Source organism: Paenibacillus sp. EKM301P, assembly GCF_011800295.1.
GTDB classification, from domain to species: Bacteria; Bacillota; Bacilli; order Paenibacillales; family Paenibacillaceae; genus Paenibacillus; species Paenibacillus polymyxa.
In genome coordinates this window covers 603,084-617,988 of sequence record NZ_JAALFM010000002.1, presented here as the reverse complement: position 1 = coordinate 617,988, position 14,905 = coordinate 603,084, and the positions used below count along the sequence as shown (strand labels likewise).

Genomic DNA, 14,905 nt, shown 5'->3' with positions numbered 1-14,905 from the left:
CATGAAAAAGATGCAACGCATTCTGGCCGTATTTCTGGTGGGGGTACTGCTACTATTGCAACTCCCACCTTTTTCTTTCCCTACAAACAAGGCGGAAGCCGAAACAGAAGTTACACCGCTGTCCTATTTTGCAGATAAGAGTGACCGCTACTTTGTTGGTATGATGTACTTTGACATGTGGCGAAACACTAATGGTGAATGGGTAACTCAAAAGAAGGAGCCAAATAAGGGACTGCACGGAGAAGCAAATTTTACTTATAAGTTCCAATTTCCAGGCAGAAGTATAAAAAAAGTCGAAGCTTTTTTATACGATCCTATTAAAAATAAAGAAAACAGGGATTACATCAAATATTTTGAGAAATCTAGGCCGGATAAATACTCCCGTTATTTCGCACATATTAGTCAAGGCACTCTCAATTCAGATATCCGACCGCTTCAAATTCAAGGTATTGGTACTGATACTACAGTCATTCCAATCGTTGTTAACATGATGTTGAATGCTGATAGACCCGAGAATATAAAGGATGAGTTATGTCCTACCTGTGCTAAGGAAGTAGAAGCGTACCGCATCTACCAACCAATTCTATTTAAAATCGAACTAGAGAGCGCACTCATCGTCAAGCATTTTACAACTGACGGAAAGTCACTTAACAACGTATTTACACCAATAGAAGATGAGCTAAAACCTAATCAACCGTATGATTTCACCCCGCCAACCAATCCGAAATATGAGTATGTGGGTTACAAGAAAAGCACGACAGGTAAACCGCCAAGCGGAGATATTTTGCCGGGAATTGTACCCGGGTTTACCTATGACGGTTCTTTTGAGCAGTTTACCGCTTATTTGTATTACAAAGAAGCTCAGGGCTGTCCTAAGCCTGGAGAAAGCCAAGAGGGAGCGCCCTCAGATTGTCAAGATCATGAACAGCCAACGAAAGGTGTTGTCTGCTCACGTCCCGTTCCAGGTTTGCGCCTGGAAACCGCCGAACTGGACCCAGTAGTATCTGCCGTGATCAAAGCGGACCAGCGTGGTCGGGAACGATTTGACGTATCCAAAGGTATTCCTACCTCTGAAAGCCTGTACGGTCATGTACAAGCCAAGAGATACCTTTTTCAACATAAGTTTGTGAACATGACGGGTCAGTGTACATATACGGTGAACGTAAAACGGGAATATCGGTTGACCTGGCGGCCTAAGAAAAAGTCTCGGCGGAATGAGACTGTGAAGCGAACTTATACTTACCAAATCGTCCGTCCGTACTCCTATTGGAAGATAGACAATTTGGAGGTATATGGCATCAAGGAGGCTACACTCCGAAACTATGCGTTACCCAATGAAGCAATCACCCTGCGTCCGCAATCCTATACTCCCCCTTCTTATATTACGGCGACCCAGGGTAACTTTTATCCGCCCCCTGCACCAGGCACAGTGGACGGAGGTAGTCGCAGCAAAAATGGCGGCAGCAGCAAGCCCAGTGTGCCTGATGATCGCAGTGTACTGAAATCTAAGGCAGAGGAGGCAGTTAAGGAAATCGAAGTGGAGAACGATACTTTGACCTTTGAAAACAAGATCATTATGAATCCAGAGCGCGTCAAGGTAAATGGCCCTAAACCAGGTGTGATTCCCTCTTCCGGGGCGATTGGGGCCGATGTGCTGTACAGTCCGAATCATGTGATTGATAAGCATAAGATCAATAAGCCCAACACGCCCAGCAGTGGTAACATCACTTACGCTATTCTCAAAGGAAATATCAATGGAGGTGCGGATAAAACGTTGCCGATACAGGGAATCAATACGGTGACTGTCCACACTCCCGTAGTGAATCTGTCTATAGTGTCGGATGATGCTGCTCATAATCAGAAAACCCAACCTACGAAGGGGCGATCCGCACTTATTTTGGAGCGTCCTTTCCGGGTGACGATTTCGACAACAGGTCCGCATTTGAATATTCCCGGCTATGGTGATCGGGAGTATGCCAAATATGTACGAACCAAGCAGGTGCGCTTTCCGTTCGATGTGTACGACCAAGGAAAGACACATTTTTATCCGCGAGGTACCTGGATCGACATTCCGGTGCTGCAGCTGGCCACAGACTTTTATTTGCCCGTATGGGTCGATGAAGGCAATTATACAGTTGAGTTCCGCACCATTGCCGAAAATGCACCGGATGGATTCACCGAGCAGCGCCATGCCAACACGGATCTCGCCCATCATGTTGCTAATGATGTGGTGAATATTGAGGTCATCGGACGGATGTATGATTTTCATATCACGGATATTGCAGATTACCATTGGGAGCGTGTATTTCGGCAGCAAAAAGGCAGCCCAATGCATAGCGGTCTGTCCTATTGGACAGGGCTTGGCAATATTGACGGGGAGCCCAGAGGGAACACGCAGCTTTTCACATTGCCCGTTCGCCCAGGTAGTCACCCACATGAAGGTTACGCAAATGTGGCGGTCAAGACAGGCTACCATTTCAAGTTTGACCTCAAAACCAAAGGCAATATGTTCGGCGCACAGGATGGAATTCGCATTACCCCTTCATTTTATTGGGTGAGCAAAGATGGGCGACAGCGGGAAGAGGTGGATTTGTATACACATGCAGGCAGCCGAAAATTTATCCGTGTAGGATCGGCAGAGGACCGGGAAAAGCGATATGTTATTTTGAATGAACGGCTACGCAATGTCCCTATGGAGGAAATGCAGGATACAGCAGCCTACCAATATCAACATGGACTGAGTGAAGCAGAGCGAAGTCAGTTAATGCTGGAACATTATGTGGCGCTGTATGTCCAGCGTATTACACGCAGCAAGACCTGGGTTGGACGCTACGACTGGCTAGTACTGCCTGCTGCTGTGCGTACCTTGATCGGTCCAAAGACGGACCTGCCGGAGGGGGTTGATGCCGATCGTGCGAATGCGGCGATTCAGCGCTGGTATGGCGAGTATAGTCTGCCTGCTGATGTGTACGCCGTTACCAAAGGGACGGATTTGCACGAGGTCAGTCACCGTCAGGAGCTAAACGAGCATACAGATATATTCAAGAAGACAGGCTTTATAGTGGTTCACTTTAATTTGGAATCACTCCGTCAGGGGGACACCAAGCATCCACATTTGCAATATATTAATGGCCCGCTTTTGAACCAATGGCAACTGGAGGGATATCGTAGAGAGATAAAGGACCCGTACGGACACACCTTTCATTTACAGGATGGAGATGTCGTGTTTTATCATGCAGACCAGTCCAGCCGGGATGATTTTCGTTCATTTGTCCCTCACTAATTGGGAAATATACAAATTAAAGATAACCTAAACTTATCCTTTGCTTGTATAACCAGTAAAAAACAGTTGAATAAGCAGGAGAAGGGACGGGTTAATGTAAATCGAGCCAAATGAGCAAGCCTGGATTCTCATCCAGGCTTGCTTACTCTTGCATTGATGTTATTGGGCTGGCACAGGGATTTCCATTTCCAGTTCTTTGATATACGTTTTGTCGCCTTTCTTCACTTCGTTGCCAACCTTGTCATTCACTTGTCCCACAATGCTCCAGTCGGTAGGCTTGACGGTCAAAGTGAACGGCTTAATCGTCACGTATTTCGTGCCCGGTTTAAGAGCATCGTACAGCTCATCCACATGATATTTTATCTTAGGCTTGCTGTGGAAATAACCGAATTTGAGCTGCTCTAGAATGTTGCCCTGATCATCTGCAATATCGTAATACATCATCGTTGGCGCATACTCTCCCGTCTGCTCCTGAGAAGCAGGCACTTCACCTGTACTGTCCAGCACTAGACGAGTCGTTGTTGAGGTGGATTTCAGCTCCTTCACGGTATAGCTGAAGTTATTGCTGGTCTTCGTCTAATTCGGTTGGACCACAATCATGGTGTTGTCGATTTTCACCGGAACTTTGAATTCATAGGGCTCGTTGACACCTGTCATCGAAGTTTTAACCGTCAACTCAAACTCGTCCGGCAAAGATCCTAACTGCATGAATTCCCCAACGACAGAATTTTTTTTGTGCGGATCATCACCGTATATAAATTGTTGAGAGTCAACCTTTTTTCCATTAATCTGTACTTCGGGATGCTTAAAGTAGCCCTTAAGCTGATTCTTCTCAGGCACTTTATGTGCCTTTACCCATTCGCCATCGCTATTTTCAGTTTTGGCATCCATAGGTACATAAGGGCTTATAGAGCCTTCCGGCAAATTCTCACCTTTACGCTCAATGGAGAAGGACAGGCGTGTACCGTCATACAGAACATCGCTTAATGTCAGCGTAATTCCGTCATGCGTCACACTTTCATTAGGATGACTGAGAATGCCCTTATCTACAGCAGTCTGAATTTCATCCGAGCTCAATCCATAAAAAATACTGCCAATTCCGGGAATCTGCTTGAGTGTAGCCGCCATCGTGGGTGATACAAACCCGGCGCCTACCACTCCTGCCCCTAATATGCCAACTACGGATGCCGCCAGGACAGCCCGTTTTGCAAACTTTGGTTTCGTCGTCTTTCTTTGTATGGCTCTATTTTCAATCTCCTTCATAATTTGATCACTCATACTGCCTCTGGGCATGACAGATTCATGGATCCAATTTTCCAACGGGTCCATTTCACGCTCATAAGGTGGTGTTAGATGTTTGTCCATTAACAAGTTCTCCTTTGCTTCTGTGGTCCAGCAGCTTGCGCCGAAGCCGCTCATATTTTTTGCGGATGGTTGCCGACTTTAAGCCCATGATGCTGCTAATTTCCTCAAAGCTGTATTGCTCGACAGCCTTCAGTAGCAGAATATGACGTTCTTCTGGGGTAAGATAAGTCAGCAGCTCTTCAATCACACTTATATAAGGTGATACTTGGGCGATGGACTCTTGTTCCTTGACCTGCTGAACCAGTTTGAGCCAGCGGCTGTGTTTCCTTTTGATATTCATTAAGTGATGATAGGCTATCTTGTATAGCCATGCCGAGAAGCTGGTCTGTCTGCTGTATTGATGAAGATGCTCATAAGCTCTGATAAAAATGTCCTGAACCGCGTCCTCTGTGGCTTCATGATTCTTCAAAATATAAAAGCAGTAGGTGTACATCTGACGCTCGAATTGCCGAATAATGATTTCATAAGCCTGCTGTTCACCAGCCTTGATACGTTCTATGGCCAGCTCAATCTGGCTGTATTTGTCCTGTGTATCCCCGGGGATGGTTGCCTGCAAGAGCTCACCTCCTTGTATTTATGTCTATATAACAATCGCAACGGGTCATTTTGTGACATCATTTTTGTGGAACCTTGATAGGTATGTATGTTTGATCACAGCTCGTTCATTTTATCATTTTATGATATTCGGATATTCTCACTTCAACTAACATGGTCGACTCACAAATGGACCGTTTTAAACGGTCTAATGGGGTCATTTCAATAGAAACGGACAACAACACGGATTTGTGTAGAGAAATACTCGGATATTTAAACGCGTTTGGGGGAACAGCAAAACTATAATAATAAGGAATTTAAATTATGTAAGCGCAATCATTTTCTGTATTTGCTTGTCATCACAATACAATTGAGGAGGACGAATTGGATGGCTCAAAGGAAAGGCGCATGGCAAAAGGGAACCTTGACCGCCGCGTTGGCAGCAATGCTGGCGATGACGGGCACGACTGGAGGAGTGGCTGCGGAAGACTTATCCGAACCCACGCTGCAGGCAGAATCAGCAATCGCAGTAGAACAAAACCGTAGTGGCAGCATTCAGCTGGAAAAGCTGGATCGCGGTCTGGTAGCTGCGGCGACGCAAGAGGGTGTATTTTTAAGCTGGCGGTTATTGGCCCAGGAAGTGAATGGCTACAGTTCAACAGGGCTGACAGGAGCAGACTTTAACGTATACCGTGATGGCAAGAAAATCGCGACGGTGACGGACAGCACCAATTATCTGGATAAGGAAGGAAACGGAAATGCGGTGTACAGGGTCGCTTCAGTCGTTAAAGGGAAAGAAAAGGATCGCAGTGCCAAAGTGAAGCCATGGCAGCAGGGTTATTATGAGCTTCCTCTGCAAAAGCCTGCTGATAGCGTAACACCCGCAGGTGAATCCTATACTTATTCGGCCAACGATATGAGTGTGGGGGATGTGGACGGAGACGGCCAATATGAATTTTTTGTAAAATGGGACCCATCCAACTCCAAAGATGTATCTCAGAAGGGGTATACCGGAAATACGTATGTCGATGCGTATACGTTCGAGGGCAAGCTGCTGTATCGGATTGACCTCGGTGTGAATATTCGCTCAGGTGCCCATTATACACAGATGATGGTGTATGATTTTGACGGCGATGGCAAAGCCGAGCTGATGTTCAAGACCGCTCCGGGGACCAAGACGATTACTTTTGACAAAAAGGGCAAGCCCAAAAAAGAAAAATATATTACCCTGCCCCGTGAGGATCGCAAAGCCGGAATTACACATAAAGATGATTATCGTTTGAGCCGCACGGATTATTATGAGCATGTAGTGAATATGTTTATGAACTGGACGAAGCATGAAGAAGTGGTCAAGGGGCAGTGGCCTGCTACGCTGGAGGAATGCTTTGGTATTGCTCCAAAGTATAGCTACCCGTTATCCCGAAAGGATGCGGAAAGCCTGACGGATTACTTTATGGATGTGTATGCTCCTGCGCGGAGCGACAAAAACAAGCTGAGAGAATATGAAGGTTTCATTGTGGATGGACCGGAGTATTTGACCATTTTTAAAGGGAAAACAGGTACCGAGCTGGAGACGATTCGCTATGAGCCAGAGCGCCATGATGACGGTCTTATGTGGGGAGACTACGCTATGGCCCGGATTGAACCTGCTAACCGTGTAGATCGTTTTCTGGCAGGGGTAGCGTACCTGGATGGACGCAAACCATACGCCGTATTTGCACGCGGCTATTATACTCGCTCCACCTTGGTCACTTATACGTGGGATGGTCGCCATCTCCAAAAACATTGGATGGTGGACAGTGGCTGGGCACCGATGACCAATCCGTTTAATGATAGCCCGCACGGACGGGATGGAACGGACCCGAAATTCGGCACCTTGACTACACAAGGAGCGCATTCGCTGAGTGCCGCAGACGTGGATGGAGACGGCAAAGACGAAATTGTATATGGCTCCGCCACGATCGACCATGATGGCAGCCTGTTGTACAGTTCATTTGATGTTATGCCTCCTGAAAGCGCAATTCCGGGCCAAACCGCCAGATTGGGACACGGTGACGCGCTGCATGTGACTGATATTGACCCTGATCGGCCAGGAAAAGAAATCTTTATGGTGCATGAAGGCGGCACCTATGCCCCTTATGGTTATTCGCTGCGGGATGCCAAAACGGGTGAAGTCATCTACGGTGGGTATTCCGGTAAGGATACAGGTCGGGGGATGGTCGGTGACATAGACCCGGATCAGCGAGGACTGGAGACTTGGGCCATAGGCTTGTGGACCGCTGCGGGCAAACAATTGGATACCAAGATGCCGGGTACCAATATGAGTATCAAATGGGCGGCTGATATGACCACACAAATCGTGAACGGGGCGATCGACGTAACCCCAACCATTGAAGATTGGAAACGAGGCACATTACTCACCGCAGCAGGTACCAAAACGAACAATTATACCAAAGGAACGCCATCGTTGGTCGCTGACATTTTCGGAGATTGGCGCGAGGAAATGCTTGTCCGTACAGCGGATAGCTCTGCGATTCGTATCTATTTGAGCACCGAGCCTACAACGCATAAATTGTACACGTTGATGCATGACCCGCAGTATCGTGCGGATGTGGCGCGTCAAAATACCGGCTATAACCAGCCGTCCTACACGAGCTTTTACTTTGCATCCGATATGAATTGGGCGAACGTGCCGATTCCCAAGCTCTATACACCAAGAGCCTTGATGAATGAAGAGAGCAGTGACGAAGCGGAGGCAGAAGCGAAGAAAATAGAGGAAGAGCCAGCAGCCCCAGTAGTTCCTGTAGTTCCAGCAGAGGATCTATAAACGATTAGCCGGAGACTAAAACTGTAGCACCCCATCCATTAGTTAATAGACTTAGTAAAATGGCAAGCCTCTAAATCATCAGAGGCTTGCCATTTTGTATTCTTAAAGTTTAAGAGTTTAGACGATTCTATCCATGGTTGGTGTTTCTGGTTTTAGAACATCTCTAAAATAGCAAATTTGCTGAAAGTAGCGGAGAGAACGGAACGATTGAGAAAAAGCGTCAGCGGTCGCCTTTGTATCCGGATTTTTACCACAAAGCTATTCAATAATATCCGGATACAACAGCGATTGGAGCAACCTTCCGTTCGCGGAGCGTCGCCAGACCCCCTCTTTTACTTTTCTATTTGTAAAGGAGTCGATTCTCTAAATATCGGCTCAGTTCTGATATGCGTAATCTGATAAGGCCTGGAAGGATCTTTGACTCGCGCCAATAGCATCTCAGCCGCCGTAATCCCCATCTCGTTGTTGTAGATATGCACGGTGGATAAATGAGGCTCTACAATCCGGGATTCAGGAGCGTTATCAAACCCAAACACAGCAATATCTTCGGGAATTTTCAAGTTTTTGTTTTTGAGCGCTTTCATGACACTGACGGCGATAAAATCATTGGCGCATACGAACGCAGATGGAAGCACGCTCATGCCCTCCAATTGTTTATCCATCCAATCCGATTCGGAGAAAAAATTTCGGTCCTGATCAACGATGCAGCAAGATAAATCCACACTTAGGCCTGCTTCGATTAAAGCACGGTTATATCCAACCCACCGCTCGTTGAAGCTTTTGCAATGTTTATAATCCCCAGCAAAACCAATCCGCGCAAATCCACGATCAATCAGGCTTTTGGTAACAGAATAAACGCTATGTTCATTTTCCATCAACAATAAATCCGCTTTCAAATCAGGATAAAAAACGTCCACCGAGCAATCAATAAAGATTGTGGGCAGTCCCAAACTCGTAACGAGCTCACTATACTGTGGATCGAACATTTCAATGCAAATGATTCCGTCAACCTTGGAGGCTTCAAAATTATTAGGAAGTGTTCCCGCTTGGATTTCGTTTTCCCGCACAATATGAATCGACAAATTATACCCTTCTGCACTTATTCTTTTTTCCAGCCCACTGATCAGAAAGGAGCCAAAATGCGAGCTGTTCGGCAGATTGCATGTAAACAGGGCAATGTTACCTTGGTTCTTAGGGATGATGCTGTCTGTTTCCACATAGGCAAATTGCTTATATTTGAGCTCGATCGCTTTTTTAATGACCTTGTTCCGAGTATCAACCGGGATGCTGTCACTACCGTTAATCGCTTTGGAGGCGGTATTTCGGGAGATTCCCAAAGCGTCAGCAATGTCTTGAATGGTGACTTTTTCTTTCTTCATAGACTGGTTCCACCTTCACTTAATAAATGGATTGCTTGAGAGGTACAGTTGCCTCTGCCAGCTCTCCGTTCAGACCTAAAATGTATCCTAAATGTATAATAGTTCGCATAAAATAGCAATGTTGAGATTACAAATGTATAAAATATTTTTACATTTGTAAAGTTTATTTAATAGCCTGTATTTATCTTTATCAGATCGAAAAATGAACTGAAATTCAAATTTGTATAAGCTGGATAAAAAAATGCTCATTGAAACAGAGAGGGTACATTAGGGTCGAATAAGTGAAGCGGTCATTGTTAATGGGGAACTTTCAGATTTGGATCATAGGGGATGATTATTTTTGTTTTTTGTTACAAAAGCTCAGAATGACAATAATATTTTGGTCAAATGTAAATAAAATATTTTACAAAAGTTATTGACGAATGATAATTTGATTTGGTAAATTGAAGATGAGAAATGTAAGCCTTTTCAGTTGTCTTGTACAGACGGTTATTACAGATGGGGGGAACGCAAATGGCAAACTTGGCTAAGGCAGCTCAGAGACATGCCGCACTGGGGGAGCAAAGGTCCATTCGCAGCAAGCTAGACTATATTCGCAAAAACTATTTTCTTTACGTACTGCTGGCGCCTGCACTGATTCTTACGATTCTTTTTAAGTATGTTCCGATGTATGGGGCCATTATTGCATTCAAGGATTTTAGCCCGCTTAAAGGGATATGGGGAAGTGACTGGGTTGGACTGAAGTACTTCACTAAATTTTTAGAATCGCCCAATTTTACGGATATTTTCTTTAATACGCTGAAACTGAGCTTCTATGGACTTGTACTCGGGTTTCCTGTACCAATCCTGTTAGCGGTCATGCTGAATCAAATCCGCAAGGCGGGATTGAAAAAGAATATCCAGCTTGTTTTGTACGCCCCTAATTTTATTTCAGTTGTTGTCATTGTGGGTATGTTGTTTATTTTCTTGTCTCCGACCGGACCTTTGAATCAAATCATTGCATCGGTGACCGGCAACCCTGTGATCTTTATGACAGAGCCTGAATATTTTCGCTGGATTTATATCCTGTCTGGAATTTGGCAGGGGGCGGGGTGGTCTTCAATCATTTATGTAGCTGCGCTCGCTAATGTTGATCCCGAACTGCATAATGCGGCAAGTCTGGACGGAGCCAACCTGCTTCAGCGCATATGGCATATTGATTTGCCGACGATTAAACCGATTATGGCGATTGTTTTTATCCTGGCAGCAGGAGGAATTATGTCGATTGGATTTGAGAAGGCGTATCTTATGCAGACATCCATGAATTTGCCTACTTCTGAAATTATTCCTACCTATGTGTATAAAGTCGGCTTGCAATCCGGCAATTATGCTTATTCTGCGGCGGTCGGGCTGTTTAATTCGGTGATTAATGTGGTTTTGCTGCTGACCGTTAACTTTATCGTCAAGAAGCTCAATGAGGGAGAAGGGCTTTATTAGGAAAGGAGCCTCTTTATGCATGTCAAACATTCCAATCTGGACCGCTTCATCCTAGGTGTGAATTACATTGTGCTCACTTTAGCTGTTTTGATTATTGTAGTTCCCTTGGGTTATATCGTGATTGCTTCGTTTATGGACCCGACCGTTTTGTTAAGCAAAGGCCTATCCTTCCGTATTTCGGATTGGAGTGTGGAGGGATATCGGAAAATTTTGTCCAACCCGGCGATGCTCCGTGGGTTTGCCAATTCGGTGTTCTATTCTTCATGCTTTGCCTTGATCTCTGTGACGGTTTCGATTTGCGCTGGCTATGCCTTATCGGTGAACAGCTTGGTAGGGCGGAATTTCTTTATGACATTGTTTATCATCACCATGTTTTTCAGTGGAGGTCTGATTCCAACCTATTTGTTGGTCAAAAATTTAGGGATGCTGGATACCGTATGGGCTATTCTTCTTCCCGGTGCAATCAATGTGTGGGATCTGATTTTGGCACGAACGTTCTTTAAAGGTGTACCTAATGAATTAAAAGAGGCCGCCAACGTGGACGGAGCCTCGGACTGGACGATATTTTTTAGAATTGTCCTGCCGCTGTCCAAACCCATTATTTTTGTCATTGCGCTATATGCCTTTGTTGGTCAGTGGAATTCTTATTTTGATGCCATGATTTATCTGGATAATGCACAGCTGCATCCGCTTCAATTGGTGCTGAGATCGATCCTGATCCAAAACCAGACGATGCCTGGCATGATTAGTGATCAATTAGCAATGGCGGAACTGAAACGTCTTTCGGAAATGATCAAATATTCATCGATTGTCATATCCAGTCTTCCACTGCTTGTGATGTATCCTTTTTTCCAAAAGTATTTTGAAAAGGGCGTTATGGTCGGCTCTTTAAAATAACAGATGCCGCACACTTCATTTGCTATATGTGCTTTTTACCATTATCCGATGGAGGTCATCCAGATGAAAACAGTCAAAACTGCCTCATTTGCCGCACTGGCGGCGATCTTAGTTCTTTCCGGCTGCGGCAGCAGCAATTCTTCTAATGAGAGCGATGCAACAGATGTGAATGGAAAAGTGACGCTCAACTTTATAACCCAAAGCTCTCCACTCGCTCCGGCAGATCCGAACGACAAGCTGATTAACAAACGGCTGGAAGAAAAAACGGGCATTCATATTCGTTGGAAGAACTTTACCAGTGACCAGTTTGTAGAAAAAAGGAATCTGGCCATTGCCAGCGGCGATTTGCCGGATGCAGTGTTCGACGCGGGCTACTCGGATTATGACTTGCTCAAGCTAGCCAAAGACGGTGTCATTATTCCAGTGGAGGATTTGATTGAACAGCATATGCCGAATTTTAAAAAGGTATTGGAGCAATCCCCGGAATATAAAGCGATGTTGACTGCGCCGGATGGACATATTTATTCCTTTCCGTGGATTGAAGAATTGGGGACAGGAAAAGAAGCGATCCAGTCCGTGGATGATTTGCCGTGGATTAATGTGGAGTGGCTGAACAAGCTGGGCTTGTCCATGCCAACAACGACCGAAGAGCTGAAGCAGGTCCTAATTGCCTTTAAAACAAAGGACCCCAACGGCAACGGGCAGGCGGATGAGATTCCATTATCGTTTATCGATAAGCCTGGCGGCGAGGATTTGGCCTTTTTATACGGGTCCTTTGGGCTTGGAGAGAACTGGGATCATACAGTAGTGACGAACGATGGGAAAGTCGTTTTTACAGCAGCGGATAACGGATATAAGGAAGCAGTCAAATATATTCATGATTTATACAAGGAAGGGCTGGTGGACATAGAGTCTTCCCAGCAGGATTGGAACACCTATCTAGCCAAAGGGAAGGATCACCGCTATGGTCTGTACTTTACATGGGATAAGGCCAATATTACAGGCCCGAATAAAAAATACGATCTCATGCCGCCGCTGGCTGGACCGGATGGACATGTGAATGTTACACGGACGAATGGCATCGGCTTCGATCGCGGGCGCATGGTGATCACCAGTGCTAATAAGAAGCTGGAGGCGACTGCCAAGTGGATTGACCAGCTGTATGATCCGATCCAGTCTATACAGAACAACTGGGGAACATACGGGGACACCAAACAGAAAAATATCTTTGAGTATGATGAGGCAAAGGGAATGTTGAAGCATCTGCCGCTGGAAGGCTCGGCTCCGGTGGAAATCAGACAAAAGACGAACATTGGTGGACCGTTAGCTGTATTGGATGAATACTACGGAAAATACACAACCCAGCCAGAAGATGCCACATGGCGATTGGGTTTGCTCAAAAAGGTGATGGTTCCGCATATGCAAGCGGATCATAATTATCCTAAAGTATTTTTCTCTATCGATGAGCTGGATCGTTTATCGACCATTGAAACCGATCTATTCGCCTATGTTCTTCGTAAACGTACGGAATGGTATCAGAACGGCAAGGTCGAAGAGGAGTGGCCGGAATATTTGCAGGAACTGAACAGTCTGGGATTACAGGAATGGCTGCAAATCAAACAAGCGGGTTATGACAGAAGCACAAGTAAATGAATCTTTTTTCGAGGGAGATGAGTATATGAACGTGATTAGGCAAGAGAAATACCGCCCATCCTATCACTTTTCACCAAAAAGCGGATGGATGAATGATCCGAATGGAATGGTTTATTATGAAGGGCGCTATCATTTGTTTTATCAGCATCACCCATTTGGCACCACATGGGGACCTATGCATTGGGGGCATGCTGTCAGCACTGATTTGATGAATTGGGAGGAGCAGCCAATTGCCTTGGAGCCGGATGAGCTAGGAACGATTTTTTCCGGGAGCGCTGTAGTGGATGAACAGGATACATCCGGATTTTTTGGCGGCAAGCCGGGCTTGGTAGCCATTTTCACCCATCATGCTTCGCTTCCGGGGACGGAACAGGTGCGGCAGTGCCAAAGCCTTGCCTATAGTACCGATTCGGGGAAAACCTGGATTAAATACACAGGCAACCCGGTGCTGGAGGATAAGGAATGCATTGATTTTCGGGACCCGAAAGTGTTTTGGCACAAACCTACAGAGCAGTGGGTGATGGTGCTGGCCTGCGGTCAGACGATTCGAATCTATCATTCTCCGAATCTGAAGGAATGGACTTTTGCCAGTGAATTTGGACACGGTATTGGTAGTCATGACGCGGTGTGGGAGTGCCCGGATTTATTTCCGCTATATATTGATGAGAAGCGCGAACAGGTGAAGTGGGTCATGCTTGTAAGTATTGGTGATGTTCCGGAGATTCGGGAAGGGTCCAGAACACAGTATTTTACGGGTGAATTTGATGGGACAACATTTGTGGCAGATGCGGAAAGTGAAAAAGTCCGCTGGCTCGATTATGGCAGAGATAACTACGCAGGTGTGTGTTGGTCGGATATCCCGGCAGAGGATGGACGACGCCTGTTTATGGGCTGGATGAGCAACTGGAGATATGCCAATCAGACACCGACGGAGCGCTGGAGAGGTGCCATGTCCATTCCGCGAGAACTCGCGCTGGAAACGAGAAAGGGCACAGTTGCGCTTGTTCAGCGCCCTGTTCGGGAGCTGGAGGGATTAAGAACCCCTGTCCTGTCACTCACAGAACCATCTTGGGAGGAAGTGCGAAACGCATTGTCTGCTTTGCAGCTGGATTGCTACGAACTTGTGGCTGAATTTGCAACCACTGGAGACTTTGGCTTTAAAGTGCGGGTATCGGATGAACAAGAAACACTCGTCGGGTATACTTCTGCCACGCAGGAGGTATACGTGGACCGGAAACGGTCAGGTCGCTCGGATTTTCATGAAGACTTTGCAGGCAAACATGGAGCCTCATTAACAATCTTACCGGATCGCATGGACATCCGTATCTATGTAGATCGCTCGTCTATCGAAGTGTTTTTCGATCGCGGACAGGTAGCCATTACCGATTTAATATTTCCTGATGCAGAAGCTAAGGGTCTTGAAATATTCTCAGCGGAAGAGCAGATAACTGTATTTTCACTGGAGCTTTATGCGCTGAAATGAGATTTTCT

At 45.9% G+C, this 14,905-nt stretch carries 8 protein-coding genes and 1 pseudogene; 6 read left to right on the top strand and 3 right to left on the bottom strand.

Features of this window, described 5'->3' with window-relative positions; all coding sequences use genetic code 11:
• Nucleotide 1 precedes the first annotated feature (1 nt).
• Nucleotides 2–3,283, top strand: a complete 3,282-nt coding sequence (locus HFD99_RS08065; protein ID WP_123796846.1) for a DUF5704 domain-containing protein — start codon at nucleotides 2–4, stop codon at nucleotides 3,281–3,283.
• A gap of 159 nt (nucleotides 3,284–3,442) precedes the next feature.
• On the opposite strand, the pseudogene HFD99_RS08060 reads toward HFD99_RS08065, so the two are convergent.
• Both HFD99_RS08060 and HFD99_RS08055 read right to left on the bottom strand, forming a co-directional pair.
• Nucleotides 3,443–4,648 (bottom strand): annotated as a pseudogene (locus HFD99_RS08060) (DUF4179 domain-containing protein).
• Nucleotides 4,620–5,204: an RNA polymerase sigma factor gene (locus tag HFD99_RS08055; RefSeq protein ID WP_103042232.1), complete on the bottom strand. Its 585-nt coding sequence runs from the start codon at nucleotides 5,202–5,204 to the stop codon at nucleotides 4,620–4,622. Before HFD99_RS08055 ends, HFD99_RS08060 begins: the two are co-directional and overlap by 29 nt.
• 366 nt (nucleotides 5,205–5,570) lie before the next feature.
• Here HFD99_RS08055 and HFD99_RS08050 point away from each other — a divergent pair, with 366 nt between their 5' ends.
• The gene (locus HFD99_RS08050; protein ID WP_167440856.1) at nucleotides 5,571–8,009 is read left to right on the top strand and encodes a rhamnogalacturonan lyase; all 2,439 of its coding nucleotides are present in this window, start codon (nucleotides 5,571–5,573) and stop codon (nucleotides 8,007–8,009) included.
• Nucleotides 8,010–8,341: 332 nt separating this feature from the next.
• On the opposite strand, the gene HFD99_RS08045 is transcribed toward HFD99_RS08050, so the two are convergent.
• Nucleotides 8,342–9,388, bottom strand: a complete 1,047-nt coding sequence (locus HFD99_RS08045; RefSeq protein ID WP_167440855.1) for a substrate-binding domain-containing protein — start codon at nucleotides 9,386–9,388, stop codon at nucleotides 8,342–8,344.
• A 513-nt stretch (nucleotides 9,389–9,901) separates the two neighbouring features.
• Here HFD99_RS08045 and HFD99_RS08040 point away from each other — a divergent pair.
• The 4 genes from HFD99_RS08040 to HFD99_RS08025 all read left to right on the top strand — a co-directional run bounded on the left by HFD99_RS08040 (nucleotide 9,902) and on the right by HFD99_RS08025 (nucleotide 14,897).
• Nucleotides 9,902–10,864: an ABC transporter permease gene (locus HFD99_RS08040; protein ID WP_016821412.1), complete on the top strand. Its 963-nt coding sequence runs from the start codon at nucleotides 9,902–9,904 to the stop codon at nucleotides 10,862–10,864.
• A gap of 15 nt (nucleotides 10,865–10,879) precedes the next feature.
• Nucleotides 10,880–11,761, top strand: a complete 882-nt coding sequence (locus HFD99_RS08035) for a carbohydrate ABC transporter permease (protein WP_013369666.1) — start codon at nucleotides 10,880–10,882, stop codon at nucleotides 11,759–11,761.
• Nucleotides 11,762–11,824: 63 nt separating this feature from the next.
• Nucleotides 11,825–13,414 carry an ABC transporter substrate-binding protein gene (locus tag HFD99_RS08030; RefSeq protein WP_031463008.1) on the top strand — a complete coding sequence of 530 codons (1,590 nt, stop codon included), beginning with the start codon at nucleotides 11,825–11,827 and terminating at the stop codon, nucleotides 13,412–13,414.
• Between the two features lie 25 nt (nucleotides 13,415–13,439).
• Entirely contained in the window at nucleotides 13,440–14,897 is a 1,458-nt protein-coding gene (locus HFD99_RS08025) for a glycoside hydrolase family 32 protein (RefSeq protein ID WP_103042650.1), read from the top strand.
• Nucleotides 14,898–14,905 lie beyond the last annotated feature (8 nt).